At 44.6% G+C, this 24,533-nt stretch carries 29 protein-coding genes and 1 riboswitch; of the genes, 27 read left to right on the top strand and 2 right to left on the bottom strand.

What is annotated here, in order from left to right:
* Positions 1-84 precede the first annotated feature (84 nt).
* From MHI14_RS22825 to MHI14_RS22795, 7 genes are all read left to right on the top strand, one after another.
* The gene (locus MHI14_RS22825) at positions 85-861 is read left to right on the top strand and encodes a Cof-type HAD-IIB family hydrolase (protein ID WP_341131260.1); all 777 of its coding nucleotides are present in this window, start codon (positions 85-87) and stop codon (positions 859-861) included.
* A gap of 109 nt (positions 862-970) precedes the next feature.
* Positions 971-1,141 (top strand): YHYH domain-containing protein, encoded by a 171-nt coding sequence (locus MHI14_RS22820; protein ID WP_094030640.1) that lies wholly within the window; start codon positions 971-973, stop codon positions 1,139-1,141.
* A gap of 95 nt (positions 1,142-1,236) precedes the next feature.
* Positions 1,237-1,431 (top strand): hypothetical protein, encoded by a 195-nt coding sequence (locus MHI14_RS22815; protein WP_341131259.1) that lies wholly within the window; start codon positions 1,237-1,239, stop codon positions 1,429-1,431.
* Positions 1,428-1,697 (top strand): GNAT family N-acetyltransferase, encoded by a 270-nt coding sequence (locus MHI14_RS22810; protein WP_341131258.1) that lies wholly within the window; start codon positions 1,428-1,430, stop codon positions 1,695-1,697. The genes MHI14_RS22815 and MHI14_RS22810 overlap by 4 nt, the downstream gene beginning before the upstream one ends.
* Positions 1,684-2,346 (top strand): HAD family hydrolase, encoded by a 663-nt coding sequence (locus MHI14_RS22805; protein ID WP_091033077.1) that lies wholly within the window; start codon positions 1,684-1,686, stop codon positions 2,344-2,346. Before MHI14_RS22810 ends, MHI14_RS22805 begins: the two co-directional genes overlap by 14 nt.
* A 299-nt stretch (positions 2,347-2,645) precedes the next feature.
* A complete protein-coding gene (locus tag MHI14_RS22800; protein ID WP_133384059.1) occupies positions 2,646-3,170 on the top strand; it encodes an NUDIX domain-containing protein in 525 nt (174 codons plus the stop codon).
* Positions 3,157-3,828 carry a DUF3298 and DUF4163 domain-containing protein gene (locus MHI14_RS22795; protein WP_091033072.1) on the top strand — a complete coding sequence of 224 codons (672 nt, stop codon included), beginning with the start codon at positions 3,157-3,159 and terminating at the stop codon, positions 3,826-3,828. Before MHI14_RS22800 ends, MHI14_RS22795 begins: the two co-directional genes overlap by 14 nt.
* A 295-nt stretch (positions 3,829-4,123) precedes the next feature.
* Here the strand turns inward: MHI14_RS22795 and MHI14_RS22790 are convergent, their stop codons facing one another.
* Positions 4,124-5,281, bottom strand: a complete 1,158-nt coding sequence (locus MHI14_RS22790; protein WP_341131257.1) for a glycosyltransferase family 4 protein — start codon at positions 5,279-5,281, stop codon at positions 4,124-4,126.
* Positions 5,282-5,493: 212 nt separating this feature from the next.
* Here MHI14_RS22790 and MHI14_RS22785 point away from each other — a divergent pair, with 212 nt between their 5' ends.
* Both MHI14_RS22785 and MHI14_RS22780 read left to right on the top strand, forming a co-directional pair.
* Positions 5,494-6,063 (top strand): DMP19 family protein, encoded by a 570-nt coding sequence (locus MHI14_RS22785; protein WP_341131256.1) that lies wholly within the window; start codon positions 5,494-5,496, stop codon positions 6,061-6,063.
* Positions 6,064-6,126: 63 nt separating this feature from the next.
* Positions 6,127-6,411 carry a hypothetical protein gene (locus tag MHI14_RS22780; protein ID WP_341131255.1) on the top strand — a complete coding sequence of 95 codons (285 nt, stop codon included), beginning with the start codon at positions 6,127-6,129 and terminating at the stop codon, positions 6,409-6,411.
* A 95-nt stretch (positions 6,412-6,506) separates the two neighbouring features.
* On the opposite strand, the gene MHI14_RS22775 is transcribed toward MHI14_RS22780, so the two are convergent.
* Entirely contained in the window at positions 6,507-7,280 is a 774-nt protein-coding gene (locus MHI14_RS22775; protein WP_341131254.1) for a sporulation protein, read from the bottom strand.
* 185 nt (positions 7,281-7,465) lie between these two features.
* On the opposite strand from MHI14_RS22775, the gene MHI14_RS22770 reads away from it, so the two are divergent.
* The 18 genes from MHI14_RS22770 (at position 7,466) to MHI14_RS22685 (ending at position 24,410) form a co-directional block, all read left to right on the top strand.
* A complete protein-coding gene (locus MHI14_RS22770) occupies positions 7,466-7,906 on the top strand; it encodes a cupin domain-containing protein (RefSeq protein ID WP_341131253.1) in 441 nt (146 codons plus the stop codon).
* Positions 7,907-7,927: 21 nt separating this feature from the next.
* Positions 7,928-8,467, top strand: coding sequence for a hypothetical protein (locus MHI14_RS22765; protein WP_091033043.1), 540 nt, complete (start codon positions 7,928-7,930; stop codon positions 8,465-8,467).
* An 8-nt stretch (positions 8,468-8,475) separates the two neighbouring features.
* Positions 8,476-9,015: a GNAT family N-acetyltransferase gene (locus MHI14_RS22760; protein ID WP_133385909.1), complete on the top strand. Its 540-nt coding sequence runs from the start codon at positions 8,476-8,478 to the stop codon at positions 9,013-9,015.
* Between the two features lie 47 nt (positions 9,016-9,062).
* Positions 9,063-9,587: a YfiT family bacillithiol transferase gene (locus MHI14_RS22755; RefSeq protein WP_341131252.1), complete on the top strand. Its 525-nt coding sequence runs from the start codon at positions 9,063-9,065 to the stop codon at positions 9,585-9,587.
* Positions 9,588-9,621: 34 nt separating this feature from the next.
* A complete protein-coding gene (locus tag MHI14_RS22750) occupies positions 9,622-10,137 on the top strand; it encodes a GNAT family N-acetyltransferase (protein ID WP_091033036.1) in 516 nt (171 codons plus the stop codon).
* Between the two features lie 55 nt (positions 10,138-10,192).
* Positions 10,193-10,274: riboswitch (ZMP/ZTP riboswitch) on the top strand.
* 27 nt (positions 10,275-10,301) lie between these two features.
* Positions 10,302-10,604: a DJ-1/PfpI family protein gene (locus MHI14_RS22745; RefSeq protein WP_445670376.1), complete on the top strand. Its 303-nt coding sequence runs from the start codon at positions 10,302-10,304 to the stop codon at positions 10,602-10,604.
* An 11-nt stretch (positions 10,605-10,615) separates the two neighbouring features.
* Positions 10,616-11,089 carry a GNAT family N-acetyltransferase gene (locus tag MHI14_RS22740; protein ID WP_341131250.1) on the top strand — a complete coding sequence of 158 codons (474 nt, stop codon included), beginning with the start codon at positions 10,616-10,618 and terminating at the stop codon, positions 11,087-11,089.
* Between the two features lie 155 nt (positions 11,090-11,244).
* Positions 11,245-11,628, top strand: a complete 384-nt coding sequence (locus MHI14_RS22735; protein WP_249911329.1) for a VOC family protein — start codon at positions 11,245-11,247, stop codon at positions 11,626-11,628.
* Between the two features lie 220 nt (positions 11,629-11,848).
* On the top strand, positions 11,849-12,568 hold the full coding sequence (locus tag MHI14_RS22730; RefSeq protein ID WP_341131249.1) for a class I SAM-dependent methyltransferase: 720 nt from the start codon (positions 11,849-11,851) through the stop codon (positions 12,566-12,568).
* A 47-nt stretch (positions 12,569-12,615) separates the two neighbouring features.
* A complete protein-coding gene (locus MHI14_RS22725) occupies positions 12,616-13,380 on the top strand; it encodes an SDR family NAD(P)-dependent oxidoreductase (RefSeq protein WP_341131248.1) in 765 nt (254 codons plus the stop codon).
* 185 nt (positions 13,381-13,565) lie between these two features.
* Positions 13,566-14,255, top strand: coding sequence for a response regulator transcription factor (locus MHI14_RS22720; RefSeq protein WP_341131247.1), 690 nt, complete (start codon positions 13,566-13,568; stop codon positions 14,253-14,255).
* The gene (locus MHI14_RS22715) at positions 14,252-15,256 is read left to right on the top strand and encodes a sensor histidine kinase (protein ID WP_289391763.1); all 1,005 of its coding nucleotides are present in this window, start codon (positions 14,252-14,254) and stop codon (positions 15,254-15,256) included. Before MHI14_RS22720 ends, MHI14_RS22715 begins: the two co-directional genes overlap by 4 nt.
* Positions 15,257-15,372: 116 nt before the next feature.
* The gene (locus MHI14_RS22710; RefSeq protein ID WP_036610294.1) at positions 15,373-16,128 is read left to right on the top strand and encodes an ABC transporter ATP-binding protein; all 756 of its coding nucleotides are present in this window, start codon (positions 15,373-15,375) and stop codon (positions 16,126-16,128) included.
* Positions 16,125-18,050, top strand: a complete 1,926-nt coding sequence (locus MHI14_RS22705; RefSeq protein WP_341131246.1) for an ABC transporter permease — start codon at positions 16,125-16,127, stop codon at positions 18,048-18,050. The genes MHI14_RS22710 and MHI14_RS22705 overlap by 4 nt, the downstream gene beginning before the upstream one ends.
* Positions 18,051-18,248: 198 nt before the next feature.
* Positions 18,249-18,794, top strand: a complete 546-nt coding sequence (locus MHI14_RS22700; RefSeq protein ID WP_341131245.1) for a ClbS/DfsB family four-helix bundle protein — start codon at positions 18,249-18,251, stop codon at positions 18,792-18,794.
* On the top strand, positions 18,794-19,333 hold the full coding sequence (pgsA, locus tag MHI14_RS22695) for a CDP-diacylglycerol--glycerol-3-phosphate 3-phosphatidyltransferase (RefSeq protein ID WP_341131244.1): 540 nt from the start codon (positions 18,794-18,796) through the stop codon (positions 19,331-19,333). The genes MHI14_RS22700 and pgsA overlap by 1 nt, the downstream gene beginning before the upstream one ends.
* Before the next feature lie 192 nt (positions 19,334-19,525).
* A complete protein-coding gene (locus MHI14_RS22690; protein WP_165980129.1) occupies positions 19,526-22,195 on the top strand; it encodes a LuxR C-terminal-related transcriptional regulator in 2,670 nt (889 codons plus the stop codon).
* 136 nt (positions 22,196-22,331) lie between these two features.
* Positions 22,332-24,410, top strand: a complete 2,079-nt coding sequence (locus tag MHI14_RS22685; protein WP_341131243.1) for an S-layer homology domain-containing protein — start codon at positions 22,332-22,334, stop codon at positions 24,408-24,410.
* Positions 24,411-24,533: the final 123 nt, after the last annotated feature.

Genomic DNA, 24,533 nt, shown 5'->3' with positions numbered 1-24,533 from the left:
AGGCAGGAAGACCACATTAGGTTATTCTGTACTTGCTCTTTTTACTTGAAGTCCCAGGAAGCAGATTAGAGGAGGAAGGTCATTTTGATGAAAGCTGTGTTCTTTGATGTAGACGGTACATTGCTGAGCGAGATAGATCGGAGTTTATCACCGCGTACAGCAGAGTCGATCCGGGAATTGATTCGTAAAGGCGTTCAAGTCGTACTTGTCACAGGCAGGCCCTATAATTTATGCGAAGAATTCAGAAATCTCGGAATCGATACGATCATTTCGGCTAATGGGGCATTGACCAAAGCAGGTGATGAAGTGATACATAAGTCTGTACTTTCAGCACAGATGGTTAGAGCATTCAGTGAGTTTGCCGAGTTGCAAGGGCATAGTATTTCATATTTTACAGAGTCATTTGAGACGAACGGGTTGTGTACAGCAGATGGTCGTGTTTCTGAGGCCTTAAGAGATACGCTTGGACTCATGGATTTTCCGCAGAAAATCAGCACGTTGGAACAGGACGTATATTGTATTTGCTTATATGCGGATGAGGCGGAGACGGATAAATTCCAGTCCAGATTTCCTTTCTTACGATTCGTGAGATTCCATCCGTATGTAGTGAATGTGCTGGAAGCGAGCGAAGTCAGCAAATCTATAGCCGCAGAGAAAGTTCTCGACTACCTGAAGATATCCAGAGAGGATACAATGGCCTTTGGCGATGGGGAGAATGATGTGGATCTGCTAGATTATGCGGGAATCGGAATTGGGATGGGAAATGGCGGAGAACGAATTAAACAAAGCGCCGATTATGTCACCCTGCGGGCAAGTGAAGATGGGGTCACCTATGCATTGAAGCAATATAAGATTTTATGAGAATGGATCGGCTAAAAAGATGAAGGATATCCAAAATGTGGATTTTCATGTAGAATGATATAGCATGTATTAAGCCCTAAAGCATAGGGTGTTGATCGAAGGGTGACTTATGAAAAAGGTTGTTATCGTAATTCTGTCTCTTGTTGTACTTGTTGGTGTATCCTCTTCCGCTTATGCTCATCCAGGCAGACTGGACAAGAACGGTGGACATAACTGTTCAGCCAAATCCAAGCAAAAGGGTCTGTGCACGGGTTATCACTATCACAAAAAGAAAAAATGAGAATGAGCTGTACAAGATAAACCCGGCCATCATTCAATGTATGGTTGGGTTTTGCATGTGTACCATTGATTTAACATGTTGGAGGCGGTTACACCATGCGGATTCAGGAGATATCGGTATGGAATCATGACGAATTAGTGCCGGTGCTGGCCGAAAGCTCCAGTGAGGGGTTCAGACATATCGAGCGATTAATCCATGAATATGAGACAGGAATCAATACATTTGAGCAAGAAGATGAAGCGCTTTTGAATGCAGAATGCACAATAAGGTGGTTGGGATCTGCGGTTTGAACAGAGATCCTTATTCTGAAATGATTGATACCGGAAGAATTCGCAGACTTTATGTGATGAGAGAATTTCGAAGACATGGGGTTGGGCGCAGGCTGATGGATGCGGTTATTCAAAAAGCGGAAAAACATTACGCTCGACTGGTTCTGTACACGGATCAACCGGTTGCCGGCTCTTTTTATCGCGACTTGGGATTTAGAGAAGTGACGAGTATGGAGAAGATAACACATGTACTGGAATTGGGGGAGAAGGAAGATGGATCATATTAAAGCCGTTATTTTTGATTTGGACAATACAATTCTGAACAGAACGATGACCTTTGACGGCTTCGCTCGGAGTTTGATTAAAACCTATTTTGCCCATCTTGAGTCCACGGAGGATATCCTCAAAAGAATCATTGAACTCGATGAAGATGGTTATAAGGACAAACCCTTTCTGTTCAACGAGTTGTTGCATGAACTGCCCTGGGCAGAGCATCCGCCACATGCAGAACTGATGGAGTTCTATGGCAGAGAGTATGTGCGAAGTTCAGTTCTGATGGAACAGGCGCGAGAAGTCGTTCAGCATCTGCGGGGGAAATACCAAACCGGGTTAATCACCAATGGGCAGACCGATATTCAGTATGGAAAAATCGATCAACTCGGTATCCGGGAGGATTACGACCATATTATTGTTTCAGAAGAGGCTGGAGTCAAAAAGCCCGATCCACGGATATTTCAGCTTGCGCTCGATCATTTCGGTCTAAGACCAGAGCAATGCATTTACATTGGCGATCATCCCGTGAACGATATTGAAGGAGCAGCAAGCGTAGGCATGAGCACCATCTGGATCAAGGTCAACCAGCCGTGGCAGGACAGCATTACGTCGGGTCCTTTACATACGATTGCACATCTAAGTGAGTTGAAGAAACTGCTTTAGAAGACGGTTATATAAATTGAATATAACATTTACACAAAACGTAGAGGACAGAAATAACCTAAAAAAGCGAAGCTAAAAGCTTTCTGAAAGAAAGCTACTTCGGAAGCATACACCTCGCCTTTATCCCCGGATTTTTCCCCTTAGGAAAGGAATCAAAAAATCTGGGGATAACAGCGATCGGAAGGTTGTTCTGTCATCGGAGTGACTAGTGTAAATATTCTTTAGTTCAGTTTATATAGATAAAGACTACTATAATCACAGTCCGGAAAGCGAGGAACATACATATGGAGATTAGACAGATGGCTACAGCGTTTTTGAGCAATGGCTCAGACATGCTGATGATGAAGAAGGCGGGTAGCAGACTATTTGATTTTGAATTTTGGGGTGGCATTGGCGGGCATCTGGAACAAGGGGAACTGAACATACCCATGAGCGCCAGCTATCGGGAGATTGAAGAAGAGACCGGGTTCACGCAAGAGGATGTCGAACACTTTCGGCTTCGATATATTCTGTTGGAGGTTAACGGTGGTGAGATATGGCAGCAGTTTGTATATTTCGGAGAGACCACGCATCGACATTTTGTGCCCTCGGATGAAGGCGAGTTATTCTGGATACCATTGGATGAGGTGTTGGACTTACATTCGTCTATTCTGATCAAAGCAACGCTTAGGCACTATTTACAACATCCGGGAGCAGAAGATATATGGATTGGCAACGTTCAGAGCGGAACAGACCTAAAGGGTACTCCACAGGTAATATGGAACAGAATGCAAGAAACGATATCATTTGAGCCAAAGGGGGTTATCAATAATGTTGAATTATAGAATGGAAAGAAAAAAATGGAGATGGATAAATTACCTGCTGATCACTGTACTGATTGCTATCATTCTTCCGAGTAGTCATGTAGAGGCAGGCATCACGATTACAGTGAAAACGAAGGTCCAATATTACAAAGGACAGCCATACATACATCTAACAGGTGGAAATAAATCTGTGACGGATAAGCTGAACAAGACATTTAAACTTCACGCAGTGAAAGCAGCTCGCCTGGACAAAGAAGAAAAGAAATTAAACAAAAATTATTTCTACATTACCATGGCCAGTGTAAAATACAATGCAAAAGAAAAGTTATCTGTGGTATATGAAGATCATGTGTACACTGGCGGAGCACATGGAATGGATGCGACAAAATCATATAACTATGATTTAAGAACGGGGAAAGAACTGAAGCTAAGTGAGTATGTTAAAGATGATACTCAGATGGAGAAGGTAGAGAAATCAATTTCAAACAGTCTATTAGCCATGTATAATGCAGGAGATTCTATTTTTGAAGAAAATATTTATGATTTTGAGCTTGATCAAACATCTGAATTCTTTTTATATGATAAAGGGATCGTCATCCGATTCTATCCTTATGAGGTTGCACCCTACGCTAAAGGGTTTGTTGATATCAAAGTCCCGTACAGTAAATTCAACCAATAGATCGTATGCAATAAAAGACATGATCCAGTTCGATGAGGTCATGTCTTTTTCTATATACAATCATTAAAATATTTTAAATAATTCTAATAACTGCGGCTCTATGTGTCTACATACCGTGTAATAGCTCAACCCATTCCAAGATGCAGGTTTTGTTATGAAACGTATTGCAAACATGTTTCAGGCCGACCGTAGCAGCGTGCACATGCTGCGGCAGCCTGAACGGACGCACCGGTATAACTTTGCATAGGGCAGAGGCGGTAGTTATGGGTTATTGGAAGAAGATGATTTCATCAGACTATGCTGTAATAATTCGATCTTTTGTTTTTCTGTTCCGATGTTCTATAGCTTCCTCATAATCCCCGATCAGTGTGTCAAAAATGTGCTCCCACGACCGTTGCTCAGCCAGCTTTCTGCCTTCCAGTCCCATCATCCGCAATTGGTTCCCGTGATTTCCCCAGAGACATATCTCCCGAATCAGTGCATCAGCCTGACCTGGCTCGAATAATACACCATTACGGTGGTGGGATACCAGATCCTTTACACCTCCGGCATTGGCCGCCACCACAGGAAGTCCGGAAGCCATCGCTTCCAGCACTACATTGCCAAATGTCTCCGTAGAGGAAGGAAACACAAACAGATCTGCCGAAGCATACATAACAGCAAGTTCTTCGCCATGCATATATCCTGTAAAGGTGACATTGGGTGGGGATTGCAGACGCATTTTGGGAAGAGATGGGCCGTCGCCAACGATAATCCAGTGTACACGGGACTGCATTTCCTGGGGCAACAGCTGCATGGTAGTTGTGAGCGTAGCGATGTCTTTTTCCGGGGCAATGCGACCAACGTAGAGTAGAATAAGGGGAGCGGTGATGTGGTATCGTTCACGGATATCCGAGCTGCGTTTATCAGGGGAGTACAGGTTACAATCAATCCCGCGAGACCAAAGTTTCAGACGCTGAATGCCTTGGGTTTGCAGGGTGTTTAACGTTTCCTGCGATGGAGTTAGGGTTGCATCACAGGCGCGGTGGAACCATTGGATATATTTCCAGTAGAGCGGAATCATGCTTTTCAACCGGTAGTATTCGAGATAACGATCGAAGTGGGTATGGTAGGAGACAACATGCGGAAGATGGTGTTTGAGTGCATACCTCAGGCCAAGCAGCCCCATATTAAAAGGCGTAGCGATGTGCAGCAGATCGGGTTGAAAGGTTTGTAGCTGCTTGTGCATGTCTGCTCTGTTGGGTAGAGCGATGCGGCATTCGGGATACAGAAAAAAAGGGATGTTGGCAACCGATCTGACTTGAGTCTCATGGCTTCCTTCAATGACGGAGTTCGGAGTAAATAGCAGATGTTCAATTCTTCTGCGGTTCAGATGGTTACTCAAGCGGTGGAGCGTGCCAGCAACACCATTGGTTTCCGGAAGATAGGTGTCTGTGAACAAGGCCAGGCGCATCATTACCCCTCCCAAGACTCGTGATGCCAAGATCATAACAGCGGAACATTTTCCTGAGGTCAAGTGCACGTTAACTTGACGATATTCCCTGTAAAATGACTTCGGCACCAACATGTAAACTTCCATAAGTTCAACTTGTATAGCGTATTCTGCTATGATGTAATAACGTGTCGGCGTATATATAGACAGAGAGATACAGGAGGCAGAGAAAGATGAACAAGTTACAAGAAGAATTGCAGGAGTTGTTACCACTCGATCAGCTTGAAGAGATGTCAGGTGAAGAAGTGGTGGGGAGTGTTGCCATGGACCTTTACCGGGCTGAATTTGCGACAATTCGAGAAAGTGGGCAGGAACTTCCGCAAGTATTGCGAGATATCATTCTGATCATCGATCTCGATACCGAGCTGTCCATGAACGGGATGACCGGTTTCCTTGAGAATGCCAGCGGGCAGTACCTGGGTGAGACGATAACAGCTATGGAGCGGATCGGCAATGATGCAGATGCCGTGATCTTGAAGAAGATAGAGCAGATGTTGTCTGAAAGCGGCGTAACGCACGGGCAATTACGAGATAATGTGAATGGGCTGTCCGAGAACGACATCACGACAAGCCTGCAAACACACGGGGAACAGATTCATGAGGTATTACAGCAGATTGAACTGGAAGCCGCGAATTTGAGCATGCAATCGGATAACGAAGAAAGCTTCGACTTGCTGTATCAATATGTGGATGAAAATAAAGATCGTCTAAAACAGGAGATGCAGCACATCTTGTCCAATTAAATGGAAAGAGACTTCGTATAAAGCAATCCTTCCTAACCATAATTGAGGAGGTAAATGACAAGCATGAACAAACGATTAGCGATGGAATCCGTTCTGGTTACCCTGTTATTCATCATCGGTTTTGCAGCTTGGAATGTCATTCAAGGAATGATCATGACTATGAATTACGTACCTGATCTGACAAACACCGCTACTTACGGTAACCCATTGCAATCCAAGGTTGCTTTTGGAACTATTGTTCGGTGGGATACAACATCCATGATCATGGTTGTTGCCGGATTCGTTTTGCTTGCCACAGCATATTACGGGCTTCGATCAGGAATGCAGCGTTGGACACAGCGTTCTTGAAGTATTGTCTTGTGAAACTGAACCAACCAAAAAACCGTCCTTCATCAGATTTGTCTGATAGAGGACGGTTTTTATTCGTTAACACAAACTATAGATTAGATATGTTTGGAAATGATTTCTTCCAGTCCTTGAGCGACAGAATGCGTCCCTCGCGCCAGATGTCTTTCATACAGATGCAGGCGGACAAAGCTCTCATCCGTACCCATGGCTTCGGAGAATATTCCACTGAGCCCACGAGACCGGCGATCGATCTGTAATAGCAGCTCCAGCGAATCGCCCATCGGATAGAACAGCACTTCCAACTCATCCAGATGCCCACGGAATTTGTTTGTTGGTACAAATTCAAATTCCTGTACAAATGGCAGATTGCCGCCCAGCTTTGGTGCGTAGTCATTGGTTACTTCACGTAGTTTGAAACCAAGGATATCAATTGCATCGAGCACGGTGTTCATGTCTTTGCTAGGAACAACATGCAGTCTGTCCCGGTCTGAGGGGTCTACAGCGCTTGAAATATCGAGGCCCGTCTCTACCCATACCTCTGCACGATGCAGTGTAATTGGCAGATTTTCTGGCAGGTCAAATGAGAAGTCTTTCTCCAATTTGGCTCCAGGCTGTAATGTGAAACCTTCGGTGAGCAGATATTTGGCTATAACGGCTGTTTCTTTTACTTTACGATCATCGTGCTCCCGTATGTAATGGGTTTTGATTGAAAGATAGATTCGATCTACGTTCTGTTCCACATCTCCACCTTCAATGTACACAACCCCCGAGATGATTCCTCCAGGCGTGACCTCTGGTGTATGCAATTCCGTATTTACTTTGGCTGCTCCAACACCTACACTGGCTAACATTTTCTTAAAAAATGACATGCGCTCAACCTCCAGATCAGATGGTTTACTATTTGGGGATACATACGGCTTCGACCTTAATACGGAAGCTGGAAGAGAAGCGTTTCATATTTTAGCAAAGATATATCGCATATCCAAACAGGAGAATCGACTTACCTATGTCGAATGTTAGAATAAAGGGATTTTTTGTCAGGAGATGAAGGCGATTGAACACAGAATTCTCAGAACAGAAATATGGTGAGACTGGTGTCAAAACCAGCTTCGAGCAGATGGCGAACGGGGAACAGAAATATAAAATGATCGCAGAAGATGGCAGTTATTATTGTAGAACCGTTGCTTCTTCCCACGGAGCATGGCAAAACAGTCATGTACATATCCATCTAACGGAGTTTTATGTGGTGCAATCGGGATGGATTGCTTATGCCAGTTATGGAGACGATCAGATGTTTTCGATTCGAGTGATGCGTGCAGGAGAGCACATCATTGTCCAACCTGGAGTCCACCATAATATATACATGTCTGCACATAGCGCGATACATACCATTAAGCATGGATTGAACACCTCCAGTGATTGGATGGCATCACCTGAGTTGGATAGGTTAACTCAATCTTTAACAGAGAAGAAGCTACTCCAGAAGTATGATTAACCAGAGGGGAGGATCAGACAGATGCGTAAAAGTACAATATTTTGGATTACGGGAATAGCGATAATTCTCTTGGTGACTCTGCTCATATACAGCTATGTAATTCCAAGTGTGAGTGCACAGGATGTTGTGATGGCAGGCACAATCAGGCAGATTGATACGGATGCAGTTGAGATAGAGTTAGAGATAACGCGAAAAAGAGAAGATAAGGATCAACATATGGTGTATCCCGTTGTCCCAGGATGGGAAGGGGTCACATTTACTGAAGAACAAGATGATGCGTGGTACATGCCTTCGTCTGTCGGCAGCTCCTATTTTGATCAAGTCATTCTGGAAAAGTATCTGAAGGCGCAGGGGAAAACCATGAAATCAGCTGATAATCTGATAGGATTTGCGATACCTGATGAGATAGGGAGTTACAAGTTGCGGTTAACGCTCAGATCTTTGGATGGAACGACTCAGCCGCTTGAGAATCCCATGGTGTATTATGTTCACAACGAACATTTGTTAGGGAAGGATCTAAGTTGGGTTACGGGTGAGAATCTGGAGATCAATAAGGAGTAATCAGAATGATGAATGTATATGAATCGAATGAAATCACCGTACGTTTCTTGGACACAGAAGATGAACGACATCTGGTGAAGTGGCTGTCAGACCCGGAAGTTCTTCAATACTATGAAGGGCGTGATCGGCCGCATGATTTGGAGCAAGTGAGAGAACATTTTTACAATCAGAAAGATGATGCTACTCGTTGTATCGTTGAGTATGGAGGACATCCGATTGGATACATTCAGTTCTATGAGCTTGAGGAAGAAGAACGAACGGAGTATGGTTATGGAGATACGGATGAAATCATCTATGGAACGGATCAGTTTATTGGTGAGGTAGACTACTGGAATAAAGGCATTGGTACACAGTTGATGCAATCCATGCTGGCTTATCTGATTAATGAAAGACAAGCCCGTAAAGTGGTTATGGACCCTCAATCCTGGAACTTGCGAGCGATATCCTGTTACGAGAAATGTGGTTTCCAAAAGATTAAACTGTTGGAGAAACATGAGCAGCATGAAGGACAGATGAGAGACTGTTGGCTTATGGAATATGCTCCTTAGATAATGTTAAAAGTTATTTGAATCATAGAAACAAGGAGGAATAATGGATGGATGAAAGATTTCCGATAGGACCATTTGTACACACGGGTGAAGTTACTTTGGCACAGCGGGAGAAGTGGATTCAGGACATTGCTGAGTTGCCTGAACGCGCACGAGAAGCGGTAAAGGGATTGAGTGAAGATCAATTAAGTCTGCCGTATCGAGAAGGTGGATGGATGCTCAAACAGGTCATTCACCATATGGCAGACAGCCATATGAACAGTATGATTCGTTTCAAGTTGGCACTGACAGAGGATACACCAACGATTCGGCCTTATTATGAAGAGCGCTGGGCTGAATTGAGTGATTCAAGGGACCTGGATGTCGAATTCTCGCTTCAGATTCTGGATGCGCTCCATCGTCGTTGGGTGTTTCTGTTAAACGCGCTGACAGATGCAGATTATGCCAAACAATTTTATCATCCCTCATCGGAAGAAACGACAAGACTGGATTATAATCTGGGCATGTATGCTTGGCATGGCAAACACCATGTTGCTCACATCACATCGCTTCGGGATAGACTGGGAATATAGCAAGAAGAAATATCTTTTTAAGGAGGATTCATCATTGAGTGTACATATCAGACTATTAAATGAGAGCGATCCTGTAATCATATCAAAGGCGTTTCAGGAGCAGGGTTGGGGGAGATTCGCTGAGCAGTATCTTCGTTACTTGGCTGAACAACAGAATGGGGAGCGCGTAACCTTGGTAGCCGAGTTGAATGGAGAATTTGCCGGATACGTGAATGTATTGTGGTATTCCAGCTACCCGTCTTTCAGGGAACAAGGCATTCCCGAAATTAACGATTTTAATGTGCTGATGAAGTTCCAGCGCCAAGGTATTGGTTCACGGTTGATGGACCGAGCAGAGGAAGTTATTCTGGAACGAACGGATGTAGCAGGCATTGGTGTAGGCGTATTTTCTGATTATGGCAAAGCGCAAGTTCTATATGCCCATCGCGGGTACATACCAGACGGTCACGGTGTACACAAACATGATCATTACATTCAGCCGGGTGAAGAAACGATTATGGACGACGATGTTGTACTTTATCTTACGAAGAAGTTAAAAGACGCGCAATAATTTTCATCATATATATACAGTGATGAAAGATGTCATGTATACTAGTTGTTAAATATCTGTTGTGTGTGACTGGCGTAAACGTGGAGTGAACCACGAGGAAGCACATATATTATATGCCGTACGCCTGGGAAAAGTGTTTGATCTTTTGATCAAACACTTTATTTATTATTCAGGGAACGAAAGGACTGGCGGGGGCAGCAGGTTTCCTGAATGGAAAAAGGGCTACTACCAACTCATCTGCTTATGATTTGTTGACTCCTTATTGTGCAGAAGTAATTTCAGCGCGTGTAGTGCGTGATGGTAATACCGTAACTGGTGCGGGGGTTACGGCTTCCATTGATCTGGGACTATACTTGGTCGAAATGTTAACGTCTACGGAGATCGTCCTTCAAGTTCAACAAAAACTAGAGTATCCATATTATGAAGCCGGTAACTTAAAAGATATCTATATGCACACTAAGGGGTAGGGGATAAAAAGATGACTATTCGCCTTTTTCAAGCGATTGATCAGCCAGCAGTGCTGAAAATGATGACGGATCATGATTTTCAATTTCCTTCGTTTATACGCGATCAGTATCCTGCGCGCTGGGATTCATTTTTAAAAATGACGGATGAACGTATCAGTGCTTATTATGTCATGGTTGACGAAGCAGATGTTGTCATAGGTCATGCTGGTTATATCTTTCAGGCTACTGTTAATCGATATGAAATCGTTGGCGTTGTTACATGCAAATCGCACCTTCGACAGGGAGTAGCACGTGCACTTATTACTAAAATATGCATTAAAATAGCTGAATTTGGATGTAGTGATGTCATGCTTTACACACTTGATCATGAAGAAAATGAAGCAGCGCTTGTATTTTATGAACGAATGAATTTTCAAAAGGAAAGTATCGATATGAATTATTATACCTCGGGGTTTCATAGACTTTCACTTGTTAAAACACTATAAGTAACTTCAGGAGATTCATTGATAACTTAAGATTGATACTCATAAATAAATCCACTTATGATAAAAAAGCTGTCCCGCATGTTATACTCTATTGGAATTTGAGGAATGATAAGCAGGATGTTGAGAGATTAGATGATCAGAGGAGTGATTGATCCATGTTTAGCAAAGTCGGCCAAATTATGTTGTATGTCAATGATCAAGATGAATCACTGGCTTTTTGGACTGAAGTCGCAGGATTCCACATTGTGGATGAAGTAAACCTTGACGAAGGCATGAGATGGATTGAGATCGCGCCTACCGCAGATTCGCAGACGAGTATTATTCTCCATGACAAAGAGTTCGTCGAACGGATGTCGGCGGGTGTAAATCTGGGCACACCTTCGTTAATGTTCTTCACCGAAAATCTGGATCAGTTATATGCCGACTTGTCTGGTAAACATGTAACGGTTGGAGAGATTGTCGAGATGCCCACCGGGCGTGTCTTCAACTTTGCTGATAACGAAGGAAATTACTTTGCAGTCTTGGAAAGGGCGAAGTAAATTACAACCCAAAACCGCTACGATTGTAAGCGATCGACATCCATGTCGGTCGTTTTTTTGTTGGGAAAAAGCTTGTGTTTTGGAGTAGAAAAACGCAAGAAAAATAGAGAATTAATGGGTAAAAATGTTATAATAGAGTGTGGCTGATTTAATGAGAATTACGAGAAATGAATAGTCGGATATGAAGGTTTGGGTGGGGAATTTAAGGAGGAATGTGGTTGTGGAAAAGACGATTAAAAGTGTACAGGATCTGTATGATATGCTCGATGCGGACTTCAGATCTGCCAAGCAATTTTGGGAGCCATTCTATGAGGATCGGAACAGACCCATCCCCTTTTTCCCAAACAAACCGGATGAGAATCTGGTAACTCATGTGAACGCAGGTCTGCTGACAGGTGGCAAGGCACTGGAACTGGGTTGTGGACCGGGCAGAAATGCGTTGTATTTAACCCGCCAAGGCTATCAGGTAGATGCTTATGATCTTTCCGAGACAGCGATTGCCTGGGCTAAAGAGAGGGCGGCAGAAGAGCAACTGGACGTGCACTTTGAATGTCGCTCCGTGTTCGAACTGGCCCCAGAGCAAGAATATGATCTTGTCTACGACTCGGGTTGTCTGCACCATCTGTTACCTCATCAGCGCATTCCCTACATAGAAATGATCCACAATGCACTCCGGCCTGGAGGATACTTTGGAATGACTTGTTTTGCTCCTGGTTACGGCGATATTGGTGGACCGGAGATCGTTATGAATGATTGGCAGGTGTATCAAGAGAAGTCGATGCGAGGTGGTCTTGCATTCACGGAGGAGAAGCTTCGCTACATGCTGGAAGATGGTTTCGAATGTGTGGAGTTCCGTGAGATGAAGGCGATGGAGCAGCATGAACCGTATTTTGGTGTACCTTTTCTCTGGGCCACGTTGTGGAGAAAGAAAAACTCGTAAGAGTAGGGGAATTATATCATTGAAAATAGAGGAGGCGTGGTTTCGGAATGGAAACAGGAACAGGAAGAAGACACTTTATCATTACAGGTACATCCAAAGGGATCGGTTTACAACTTGCAGAGTTATTATTGGCTAAGGGGGATTACGTTTACGGTATTTCACGCGGACGTTCGGATCTGTTGGAATCAAGCGAGGAATGGAGCGGGCGTTACCGCCATGTTCAGTACGATCTAGCCGACCTGACCGGGATTGATGATGTGGTTACACGTGTATTGGACGTAATTCCGTCTCAGGAAGCCGATTGCATTGGACTCATTAATAATGCAGCGATGCTGGAGCCTCTAAGACCCATAGACCAATGCAGTGCGGCAGAGATAAGTCAGAGTCTTAACATCAGTCTTGCAGCACCAATGATATTGAGTTCATCTTTTATTCAACATACGAATCACCTGTCCGCCAGACGTAAAATTGTCAATCTCTCATCGGGTTCGGCAAGTTATCCCGCGCCATCAATGGCAGTGTATTGTACATCCAAGGCAGGCTTGAACATGTTCACCCAATGCGTAGCTTTGGAGCAAACGGGCCGACAGAACCCTGTTGAGATTATTGCTTTTGATCCGGGGATGGTTGATACGGAGTTACAGGCTGCTGCACGAGGCAAAAGTACAGAGGAGTTCGCTCTTGCAGGTATGTTCAATCAAGTATATGAAGCAGGCCAATTAAGATCGCCACGAGATGTGGCGATGCAGTTGATCAAGCGGATGGACGAACACCTTGATGCAAACCATGTTATACACAGTATTGAGAGCTAATATGATATATGTATTTCGTCTCGTTTTCTTTACGAAGTATGGATACCTTTTGATATAATCCCAACTTCCCTGTACACTGGAATCAGCGATTGGAAGAACGATTCGTAACGGTAAAGGTGATCCTGCAACAACGGAGTCTGATCACCTTATTCAACCTTAGAAGATCAGAAACGTGGTGAAGTCTCTTGTTTAAAATTATGCTCATTGAAGACGACGAATCATTATTCAATGAAATCAAGGAACGTTTGTCCCAATGGTCGTATGATGTGTATGGTGTGCAGGATTTTGGAAAGGTATTGCAGGAGTACAGCGTAATTCAGCCGCAACTGGTCATTATTGATATTCAGTTACCCCAATATGACGGGTTCCATTGGTGCCGGATCATTCGTTCGCACTCTAATGTGCCGATTATCTTTTTGTCCTCACGGGATCATCCTGCGGATATGGTTATGTCCATGCATTTGGGTGCGGATGATTTTATCCAGAAGCCTTTTCACTTCGATGTATTGATTGCCAAGATTCAAGCGACTTTGCGGAGGGTGTACAACTATAATACAGAGCATATTGAACTTCGAACCTGGCGTGGTGCTGCTATTGAATATGTGAAAAATACGTTGACCTGCGGGGATGAATCTGTTCTGTTAACCAAAAATGAGATGTTCATCCTTAAAGTGCTGGTCGAGCACAAAAATCAGATTGTTACCCGTGAGGACCTCATCCGGAGCTTGTGGGATCACGAGCATTTCGTGAGTGACAACACGCTAACGGTTAACGTTAATCGGTTACGGAAGAAGCTTGAACCCATCGGCTTGGAGCGTTACATTGAAACCAAAGTAGGGCAGGGGTACATGGCAACGGAAGAGGCAGAATCATGATCGGAAAGTACATACGAGAAAGGGCAAGTTGGTTATGGCTACTGGTAAGCATGCAACTTATTATTTTACTGGTGGCCTACCTGGACTCGTCCATTCCATTCCAATCTGTGGTGTATATCGTAGGACTGAATGTGGTGGTATGTCTTGTTTTTATATGGGCGAGATACCTGAAAGAGACCCGTTTCTATAAAAAATTGAGCACCTGGGATCATACCTATGATCTGAGAGAACTCGAGATCGCCGAAAGTCCATATGAGCAGATTGTACATGAGGCCGTCAGTTCCCAGACACAGCGGTATCGTAAGGAGTCGTCACATCATTTTATCGCTCTGGAACAGGAGAAGGACGAGATGTTGTCCTGGATTCATGAGGTGAAGACCCCACTGACTGCGTTGCAACTGATGATCGAGCGCTTGCCAGATGACAAGCTGCAGAGCCAAATGACATATGAATGGTTACGAATCCATCAGTTGCTGGATCAGCAGCTTCATCAGAAGCGTATTCCGTTCATGCATAATGATCTGTTCATCGAAGAGACGGAATTTGAACCGGTATTGAATAGTGAGATTCGAGCGCTGAAATCGTGGTGCATATCCAAGGGCATTGGCTTTGATGTGTCTTTAATGGTATCCAGTGTGCTCACAGACAGCAAATGGTTAGGTTTCATCCTCCGGCAGTTGTTAAGCAATGCGGTGAAATATAGCGATTCATCGGACATCCTCATTGAAAGTCGGGAACAGGATGGACACATCATACTCATGATTCAGGATCACGGGCGAGGGATTGAAGCTCAAGATCTGCCGCGTATATTTGATAAAGGATTTACGTCTACCCGAGGCAGAATGGATGGAGCGGCTACCGGGATGGGGCTGTATCTGGTTCGTCAGGTGGTCCAAACCCTTCATATGAAGATTCATGTAGAGTCTTCTCTTGGCGAGGGCACAACCGTCACACTTACTTTTCCGCGAAAAAACGACATGGTGCATCTTGCAGGCGTGTGACAACAATGTCACATGCTTTTTGGTTTTGTTCGGTGAATCACACGATAACACTGCACATTCCGCCTATGATATAGACATGAGCATTTTGCAGAAGATCTAAGAGGAGTGAGTGGGATATGTGGATACTGGAAGCCAAAAAAATTCATAAAGTCTATGGGAATAAACTGAATAAACAGGAAGTGCTGAAGGGGATTGATCTTGGGGTAAGTAAGGGAGAGTTTGTTGGTATTATGGGGCCTTCGGGTTCGGGTAAAACAACGCTGCTTAATGTACTTTCCTCCATTGATCGGGTGAGTCAGGGCACGATTGATATTGAGGGCAAGGAATTCACCGGAATGAAGGAGAAACAGCTGGCTGAGTTCCGCAAACATCATCTGGGCTTTATTTTTCAGGAATACAATCTGCTGGATACCCTTACGGTGAAGGAAAATGTATTATTACCGCTCTCGATTACGAGCATTCCAAAGCAGGAGGCACACCGGAAGTTTGAACAGATCGCGCGTGAACTGGGAATCTACGAATTGAAAGACAAGTATCCATCTGAGATTTCAGGGGGTCAGAAGCAGCGGACTTCGGCAGCACGAGCATTTGTCCACGAGCCGAGTATCATTTTTGCGGATGAGCCGACAGGGGCGCTGGATTCCAAGTCCGCTTCGGATCTGCTCGGCAAGTTAAGTGATATGAACAGCGCACGAAAGGCGACCATTATTATGGTTACCCATGATCCGGTTGCCGCAAGTTATTGCAGCAGAGTGATTTTTATTCGAGACGGTCAGATCTACACCCAGTTGAATAAAGGAGACGAGTCACGGCAATCGTTCTTCAACGATATTATCAAAACCCAGGGCGTATTGGGTGGTGTACAGCAATGAGCTTGAATTATATTATCTTCCGCAATCTCAGGAAAAATCTAAAGAATTATTATCTCTATGTATTTGCGCTTGTGTTCAGTGTGGCCTTGTATTTTTCCTTTGTGACGTTACAGTATGATCCTTCCATGGATGAGGTGGCTGCTTCAACGAAAGGTGCGGCGGCTATAGGCGCATCTTCGGTACTGTTAATCGTCATTGTCGGCATCTTTTTGCTCTATGCCAATACGATCTTTATCAAGCGGCGTAGCAAAGAAATTGGATTATTTCAATTGATCGGACTGACGAAAGGCAGAATTTTTGGTATTTTGAGTGCGGAGAACAGTATTCTTTATTTTGGTTCCATGGCCATTGGTGTGTTAATTGGGTTTCTTGCGTCCAAGCTTGTATTGATGATATTGTTCAAAATTCTCGGTGTGGACGCGATTACGAGATTGTATTTCTCTCCGATGGCACTGATGCAAACGGTGATTGTCTTTACGATTATGTATTTGCTCATCATGCTGATGAACTACACCTTTATCAAGAGACAGAGCATTCTCTCGCTCTTTCGGGTGTCGGCCACTTCGGAGCAGCAGGTGCAGAAGATGTCTGTCGGACAGATGATTGTTGGCGTCTTGGGCATTGCTCTGATTGTGTATGGATACTTCATGTCTGCACGGTTGTTCAGCGGTGAGGCAATGGATATGCAGCAGTTGATGTATACAATGATCCTGATTCTCTTCTCGGTCATACTGGGGACATACCTGTTCTATAAGGGTTCGGTAAGTTTTATTTTTAATCTGATTCGCAAAAGTAAAAATGGCTACCTATCCATTCATGAGGTGTTGTCTTTATCTTCAATCATGTTTCGCATGAAATCTAATGCATTGCTGCTCACGATTATTACAACCGTGTCGGCGCTTGCTATTGGCATGTTGTCACTCAGTTACATTTCGTATTACTCGGCAGAGGCGCAGGCCAAGGAAAGTTTGCCGGAGGATTTTTCTTTTGCTCAGGTGGATGTAAAAAATCGCTTTGTAGCGGAGTTGGATAACAAACAGATTCCATATGAAGAGAATCACAGAGAGCCGATTTATATTGAAATTGATGCTCAAGAAGTGATGGATGAGTCCATGACGGAACAATACCTGTTCAGTAGTGTGGTGAGTGACAACATGGTAGACAACATTGATTTGCAAGCGGGTGAAGTGGTCTTCATGGGATATGGAAATGCTGTTCAGCAGTTAATTTCCATTCAGGAGAAAGGTCCAATCGTCTTGCACGGGTTGAAACATACGCTGGCACAACAACTGATCGGAACAACCAAACGTGGAGTTCTTCCTGCGTACTATACTGGGGGCACGCCTGTAGCGGTTGTAGATGAGACGGTATATCAGCAACTGAGGCAGGATCTCGATCCCAAGCTGCAGAAAGCCGAGTGGGCTGACTACTATGGTGTCCGTATTGTGAACGAGGGGCAGGCTGAAGAGGCATATGCCGTATATAAGGAGCAGGAGTTGGAAGCCCCAAGCTTCTCCCAGATTGAGTTCAGAAATAACCAGCGTACCACGATGGGACTGATTATGTTTATTGTTGGTTTCCTGGGGCTGACGTTCTTAATCACATCGGGATGCATCCTGTACTTTAAACAAATGAATGAGAGTGAAGAGGAGAAGGGCAATTATACCATTCTGCGAAAACTCGGATTTACTCAAGGCAATCTGTTGCGTGGAATTCAGATCAAGCAGTTGTTTAACTTTGGTATTCCACTCATCGTGGGACTGAGCCATAGTTACTTTGCCGTGAAATCAGGTTGGTTTTTCTTTGGTTCGGAGCTGGCGACACCCACGGTCATTGTCATGATAGTCTATACATTGTTATATTCGATTTTTGGTCTGTTGTCTGTGTGGTACTATAAACGGGTGATTAAGGAAGCTTTGTAGAATAGGCATCAGGAGTATGCTGATATAACAAGATAGGATGAGTAAAGGGCAGCTGTATTATTTACAGACTGCTCTTTTTTCTTTTTCTAAGTATAATGCCTCATGAAAAAAAGGATGATTATGGAATTAAGTCGAAATGATGATAGAGTCCATGAATCTGATTCATGTATAACGGTGAAACGAGGGGAGTGAAGTAGCGTGCCTGGAGTTCTCTATTCATCGAAGAAAGAGTTAAGTGAGACGATTCGGCGCACCTATGTATTGTTTGAGGGTGAATTCGAGGACATCCATAACAGCGACAAAGATAAGCGGGTTGAAGGTGTGGATAAGACCCCTGCCCAGATGATCGCCTACCAGTTAGGATGGATGAACCTGGTGATGGATTGGGAACGAAATGAGCAGTTGGGTCATGAATTTCATATGCCGGCACTAGGATATAAATGGAACCAACTGGGGCCATTAAATGAATTATTTTACGAAAAGTATTCAGGCTATACACTGGAGCAGCTACTCTCTTTGTTTCGGGAGACAGAACAACAGTGGCAGAACTGGATTAACTCACTGAGCGAAGAAGAATTATTTGTACAAGGGATGAGGCAGTGGACGGGAATGAAGCCCGGGTGGGCTATGGTGAAGTGGATTCAGATTAATTCGGTAGCCCCTTTCAAATCTTTTCGGACCCGAATTCGTAAATGGAAAAAAGGTCAGTTAGGTGGCATGGATGTGAGGAGTGGAGATATCTAATGAATCTGGCAAATCAAATCACCTTGGCTAGAATCGTTTTGATTCCATTGTTTATGATTTCTTTTCTGAATCAACAAAGCACGATAACTGCACTACTTATTTTTGCAGTAGCGGCAGGCACGGATAAACTGGATGGATATGTGGCAAGAAAATATAATCAAATTACGAATCTGGGCAAGCTGCTTGATCCACTAGCGGACAAACTGTTGATTGCAGCGGCGCTGATCATGATGGTTCAGGAGAATATGATCAGTTCATGGATTGCTGTAATCATTATAGGACGTGAAATTGTGATTACAGCTTTACGAATGGTAGCCACAGAGCAGGGCATTGCTCTTGCAGCGGATCGATATGGCAAGATCAAAATGGTACTTCAGGTGGCAGCCATCATTGCCATTTTGTTGAACAATGTTCCGTTTAGTTTGCTGACTGAGGTGCGGGTTGATGTAATTTTATTGTGGCTGGCGGCAGGAGTTACGCTGTTATCGGGATTGAATTATATTGTAGTAAACTATAAGTTGCTACAGACAGGAAGATAGAAAGCTTCGATTGGATCAGGGCTTCACAACGCAAATGGTACCCTGCATTCAACGTGCAGGGTTTATTTATCGTTTGTTTCTGTTCAAAAATATGTGGGGCATAGTCATGGTTCCTTGTATACTTAGGGTATCTGAATGTACATATAATGAATCGGAAAAAAGTGCACCATGGTGCTGATTCAGGAGGATCTCATGCAACAGGAACATACCGCTGGTCTCCACGGGGACTGGCTTCAATTTATGATTTTAACAACCAAACTGGAACTTCCACCCTTGCCAGCAGATACAATGGACCGTCCACGGCTAAGTTTGCAACGCAAAGAATTGTTCCAATCCAAAGTCACTTTGTTGACTGCCCCGGCGGGTTCAGGGAAATCAACACTGTTAGGCAGCTGGGTGAGAAGTGAAGCTGTTCATGCAGCCTGTGTCTGCCTGGATGATAAAGATCAGGACCCGCTTCAGTTTTGGCTCTACATTATTCATGCACTGGATCGAGTGAGCAAGGAACTCTGCGGTGATGTACTGCCACATTTTTTGCAACGGTACCCGATAGACCCCAGATCAGCTTTGATTTTATTGTTGAACCGTGTTGCCCTGACCAATCAACATACGCTGCTCATTCTGGATGACTATCATGCAGTGACCCAGCCGGAGATTCATGAACAGATGCAATACTTTATTGAAAACCTTCCCCTAACCATTCATCTAGTCCTTTCTAGTCGAACATACCCTCCATTCAAGCTTGAAAAGCTGCGTCTGAGAGGTGAATTGAAGCAATTTACGCTTCACGAACTGGCATTTACGCCAGAAGAGGGCATTGAATTTTGCCAAGAGATCATGCAATTGGATATTGCCGGGGGAGATGCGCGTGGTTGGGTACAGCAGACGGAGGGGTGGGCTGCCGGATTGAAGCTGCTCGCTTTATCTCATGCATGGGGTGGAAACGCGATGCTCAGCCCCATGCATTCGATATCGTCACCTCTGTCTCGTGAAGATCATGGACCAACTGGCGAGAGGACGATTTCGGATTACCTGCTTGAAGAGGTGTTCCAGCGTCAGTCACCGGAAATGCAGCAATTTCTGCTCCGAACAGCAATCACAAGAAGAATGAACAGCAGTTTATGTCAGGTATTAAGTGATATGCAGGAAGCCCCACAATTGTTAAGGCAATTGGAGAAGGAACATCTTTTTCTTGTTCCACTTGATCGGGAAGCACACTGGTATCGTTATCATCATTTGTTCTCTGCATTCCTAAAGCGTGAGCTGGATCGTTGTGGTACAGAAAAAGTAAATGAATTACATGCTCTTGCTGCACTGTGGTATGAGCAACAAGGATACCTGGCTGAAGCGTTAGATCATTATATTCTCGGACAACATATGCAGGATGCAGCGAGACTGCTGGAAGAGCTGTTTGCCCATTTTATTATGGGAGAGTGGTGGACGCTCCGGCGATATTTTGATGTTTTGCCACTGGAGATCGTTAAATCACGTCCAAAATTATATATGTCGTACCTGTTCCTTGTTGCACGTGAGATGCCTTATGGACAGATGGTAAAGCAGCTGGATGAACTGGAACAAGTGATCCGGGTGCATCTTCAAGGGCAGCTGGAACCTGAGATCATCGGTTATTTGTTGCAAGTAATATGTGTGATGCGAGCATACATGGCCTATTTGAATAGAGATTTGGATGGGCTGGCTCATTATTTGGTGTCCTACATTGATCAGGGCTATCCTGATGATATTGCCTTTCAGTATATGGACTATGATCGGAGAGAGAGTATGCGCCTGCGCAGCTTCCATGGCGTTAATGGTTACTTGAGGCGTGGGGAAGCTTGCTTCGGAGCGATTACGGAACGTTGGTATGCTGAACATGCCTATGTAACGTCCTACTATGGTGTTGGATATGGTGAGATATTAATGGAACAGGATCAAATTGCAGAAGCGATCAGTTATGCGGACCGAGCGCTTGAAGTGGCTTTGCAGATCAAGGTGGCTGCGTTACTCGTTCCAGCTTATGTACTCAAAGCCAGACTTGAACTTACACTGAGTCGACCTGAAGAAGGCTTGAAACTGCTTCAGCAGGTCTCAGGTTTATTATCTGGGAAGGATATGGAGTACTGGCAGCCAGCACTGGAAACACATCAATACCGTATTTTAATTGAAATGAGTCCGGTGGAATCAGCCCACACCATTCTGGCTACGCCTACAAATGAAGGAGATGTGGCTGCTGAGATCAGCTGTGATCAGTTCTTCCGTTCCATGGTTCGCATACGTGCGATGATCATACTTGAGCAGTATGATTATGCACGAGAGGAACTGAGACGACTCCGTAAACAGGCTGAAGAACGGGACTTGCTTGCGGAACAGGTAGAGTGTGCTCTGTTAGAGTCAATCATGCTGCAAAAGCAGGGATTCACAGATGCCAGTGTTGTGGCGTTATCCCGTGCTCTGGTGCTGGGAGGACCCGAAGGATATATCCGTTCATTTGTTGCTGAAGGTGAACAGATGAAACAGTTGCTGCAGCACTATCTCTATCTGCGTCGTACAAAGGCGATACACGATGATGGTGTGAAAATGGCTTATGTGAAGCAGTTATTATCTGCTTTTGCAAGAGACAAACGATTGAGAGGCCCCTCATCTGCAGGGGAGGCCAAGCTGGATACAAAGGAAGTGGGACTCAGCCCGATGGAGCAAAAAATATTCGGTCACATCGCTGAGGGCCTGACCAGCAAACAGATTGCTGCCGAGTTTGGTATCTCTCCCGGAACTGTTAATACACACATTCGCCGAGTGTTCGCGAAGCTGGGTGCGAGTAGTCGTACTCATGCTGTTCAAATTGCGGAGCAACGGGGATTATTATAATTTTGTGAAACAGTGTCTACTCTTTTGTAGACTGTTTGCAAGCTAAGGTCTCTCCTACAATGAAGATAATTAAATAACTCTGACGAGTCTTTGCTGACACCAGGGTTTATGTTCATGTGGGAGGTAGCGTTAAAAGATGTCAACACGAATATCCAAACGAAAAGTTCATACGAAAAATAAGATCCTTAAGGTCTCGCCTTATCTTGCAGCCCTTCTGTCTTTATCCGTCATTACTGTGCCCGGGACAGTGCATGCAGCGTCCGATGCAGTAAACATTCGTGACTTGCAGCAGGCAGCGCCGTGGGCCAAACAAGCGATTGAAAGGGCTGCCGAGCAACAGATGATTCTGGCGGACGAAGCAGGGAATTTCAACCCGAGCGCAACGTTAACAAGAGGTGACCTTGCGTACACGCTGGCTCAACTATTGGAGATGAACGTGCCGTCGTCGGTCCAGCTTCCAGATCAGTTATTCAGGGATCTGGATCGTAACGCTGAGCATGGTTCCTATATTCGTGCACTTCAATTGGCTGGAATTATGAATGGTTATCCGGATGGTACGTTTCGTCCTGCCGGTCTGGTAACAAGGGAAGAGCTGGCAACAACGATTATCCGGGCTCTGAAGGCTAAAGGGTATGATGAAACATTAAATTTGACCAAAGAGTTGTCATTTAAGGATACTTCCGACATCAGTGCCTGGGCTTTGCCAAGTGTACAACAGGCTGTTAAGTTGGGAATCTTGAAAGGGGACAATGGAAACTTTGCGCCGAAGCGTTCTACTTCCAGACAGGAAATGGCCGTGATCGCATTACGCGCAACTGAAGTCATTCAAGCGCTTGATGAAGCTGCGAGTCATGGGGGCACCAATTCGGAATCCAATCCTAATGAGTCAGGAAAGGTAACTGAGGTACAGGGTACAACTTCAGACGGCAATAACGCAGGGAACGGTACAGGAAACGCAAACGGTAATTCCGGTGTGACACCAGGGAATGGAAATGGAAATGGAAGCACGGGTGGAGGAGGTGGATCTACGCCAACTACTCCGACGAATCCTTCCACTCCGTCCAATCCAGGTACGGGGAACAGGGCGCCACTGGTTATTAGTGGTGGTTTGCCTGATCAGGAACTTACACTAGATCATGCCGCATTGGACTTGAACGTCTCGACGTATTTTAGTGATCCAGATGGTGATGAATTGCAATTCAGTGTCATAGCCGGAGATGAAACCATTGTTTCCTCCACTGTGGTAGAAAAAGTGATTCGACTCGTTCCACAGGCTGCTGGAGAAACAACGCTGACGATCAAAGCAGTTGACGTCCAGGGCGCCAGTGTCACGGCACAACTCAAGGTTAAGGTACAGGCCAATACGATAAGTCGCCAATTTCCTGATCCACATTTGGCTGGAGCGATTGCTTATTGGTTGCAAAAGGATGTGGATGATCCACTGACCAAAGATGAATTGGTGGAAGCTCTCATTCAGACCAATGGAGGATTGTATGCGAGAAATGCTGGCATTTCCGATCTGACAGGAGTCGAGATATTCAAAGGATTAAATGTAACCGAAATTGATCTGTCCGGAAACGATATAAGCAAAGCGGATGCCTCTGGATTCGATCGTTTGAATTGGCTTGATTTATCCCGTAATGAACTGACGCAAATTAATGTGACAGGACTGGACCAGCTGGAGTATCTGAATCTCGCGAATAATCGACTTCCTTTATTGGATGTGAGTGGAATAGACTCCTTGCAAGAACTACATCTGAACAGTAATGAGCTTGTTCATCTACCGATTGGAGTTGTTGGGCTGTCTGATCTGCAATACTTGGATGTGAGTAACAATGCCATACCCCTGAGAGAAGAGCCTGATTTCGCTCTACACCAGACGTTGCTGCAACGTTTGGACATGTACGATTTTGATGATGCTCCCCCTGTACTGGTGGAGGCACCTGCGGGTAATACCGCTTATGTTCATGGAGATGAGATTGAGATCGACCTGTCCTTTATGTTTGAGGATGAAGATGACGCCAGGTCGACCCTAATCCTACTGGCTGACTCTCCTGATCCACAATTGGCAGATGTCAGAATGGTTGGACAGAAACTATACGTTACTGCACTGGGGACGAGTAGTGAGCCTCTTCGGATTGAGGTGAAGGCTACGGACCCTCTGGGCAGAGTTGGTGTAGGTCACGTGTACGTGGATCTGAGAGAAATAGAGTAGCGTATTTTAAAACAGCATATGTGAACAAATGCAAGTTCCATCAACGTGCCTTCCGCTATGGAAGGTGCGTTTTTTTATTTTTGTAAGGGATGACTTTATGTTAAAATATGCAAGAAATGAATG

Origin of the sequence: Paenibacillus sp. FSL K6-2393 (genome assembly GCF_038002545.1) — a bacterium.
In the GTDB taxonomy this organism is placed as follows: Bacteria; Bacillota; Bacilli; order Paenibacillales; family Paenibacillaceae; genus Paenibacillus.
The sequence above is the reverse complement of the archived record's forward strand: the minus strand, read 5'-3'. Positions and strand labels throughout refer to the sequence as shown.

What these genes read in the sequence shown, in the direction of transcription:
- MHI14_RS22820 (WP_094030640.1), top strand. Translation starts at nt 971, where the DNA reads ATGAAAAAGGTTGTTATCGTAATTCTGTCTCTTGTTGTACTTGTTGGT.
- MHI14_RS22815 (WP_341131259.1), top strand. Translation starts at nt 1,237, where the DNA reads ATGCGGATTCAGGAGATATCGGTATGGAATCATGACGAATTAGTGCCG.
- MHI14_RS22805 (WP_091033077.1), top strand. Translation starts at nt 1,684, where the DNA reads ATGGATCATATTAAAGCCGTTATTTTTGATTTGGACAATACAATTCTG.
- MHI14_RS22800 (WP_133384059.1), top strand. Translation starts at nt 2,646, where the DNA reads ATGGCTACAGCGTTTTTGAGCAATGGCTCAGACATGCTGATGATGAAG.
- MHI14_RS22795 (WP_091033072.1), top strand. Translation starts at nt 3,157, where the DNA reads ATGTTGAATTATAGAATGGAAAGAAAAAAATGGAGATGGATAAATTAC.
- MHI14_RS22790 (WP_341131257.1), bottom strand. Translation starts at nt 5,281, where the DNA reads ATGCGCCTGGCCTTGTTCACAGACACCTATCTTCCGGAAACCAATGGT.
- MHI14_RS22785 (WP_341131256.1), top strand. Translation starts at nt 5,494, where the DNA reads ATGAACAAGTTACAAGAAGAATTGCAGGAGTTGTTACCACTCGATCAG.
- MHI14_RS22780 (WP_341131255.1), top strand. Translation starts at nt 6,127, where the DNA reads ATGAACAAACGATTAGCGATGGAATCCGTTCTGGTTACCCTGTTATTC.
- MHI14_RS22775 (WP_341131254.1), bottom strand. Translation starts at nt 7,280, where the DNA reads ATGTCATTTTTTAAGAAAATGTTAGCCAGTGTAGGTGTTGGAGCAGCC.
- MHI14_RS22765 (WP_091033043.1), top strand. Translation starts at nt 7,928, where the DNA reads ATGCGTAAAAGTACAATATTTTGGATTACGGGAATAGCGATAATTCTC.
- MHI14_RS22760 (WP_133385909.1), top strand. Translation starts at nt 8,476, where the DNA reads ATGAATGTATATGAATCGAATGAAATCACCGTACGTTTCTTGGACACA.
- MHI14_RS22755 (WP_341131252.1), top strand. Translation starts at nt 9,063, where the DNA reads ATGGATGAAAGATTTCCGATAGGACCATTTGTACACACGGGTGAAGTT.
- MHI14_RS22740 (WP_341131250.1), top strand. Translation starts at nt 10,616, where the DNA reads ATGACTATTCGCCTTTTTCAAGCGATTGATCAGCCAGCAGTGCTGAAA.
- MHI14_RS22735 (WP_249911329.1), top strand. Translation starts at nt 11,245, where the DNA reads ATGTTTAGCAAAGTCGGCCAAATTATGTTGTATGTCAATGATCAAGAT.
- MHI14_RS22725 (WP_341131248.1), top strand. Translation starts at nt 12,616, where the DNA reads ATGGAAACAGGAACAGGAAGAAGACACTTTATCATTACAGGTACATCC.
- MHI14_RS22715 (WP_289391763.1), top strand. Translation starts at nt 14,252, where the DNA reads ATGATCGGAAAGTACATACGAGAAAGGGCAAGTTGGTTATGGCTACTG.
- MHI14_RS22710 (WP_036610294.1), top strand. Translation starts at nt 15,373, where the DNA reads ATGTGGATACTGGAAGCCAAAAAAATTCATAAAGTCTATGGGAATAAA.
- MHI14_RS22705 (WP_341131246.1), top strand. Translation starts at nt 16,125, where the DNA reads ATGAGCTTGAATTATATTATCTTCCGCAATCTCAGGAAAAATCTAAAG.
- pgsA (WP_341131244.1), top strand. Translation starts at nt 18,794, where the DNA reads ATGAATCTGGCAAATCAAATCACCTTGGCTAGAATCGTTTTGATTCCA.
- MHI14_RS22690 (WP_165980129.1), top strand. Translation starts at nt 19,526, where the DNA reads ATGCAACAGGAACATACCGCTGGTCTCCACGGGGACTGGCTTCAATTT.
- MHI14_RS22685 (WP_341131243.1), top strand. Translation starts at nt 22,332, where the DNA reads ATGTCAACACGAATATCCAAACGAAAAGTTCATACGAAAAATAAGATC.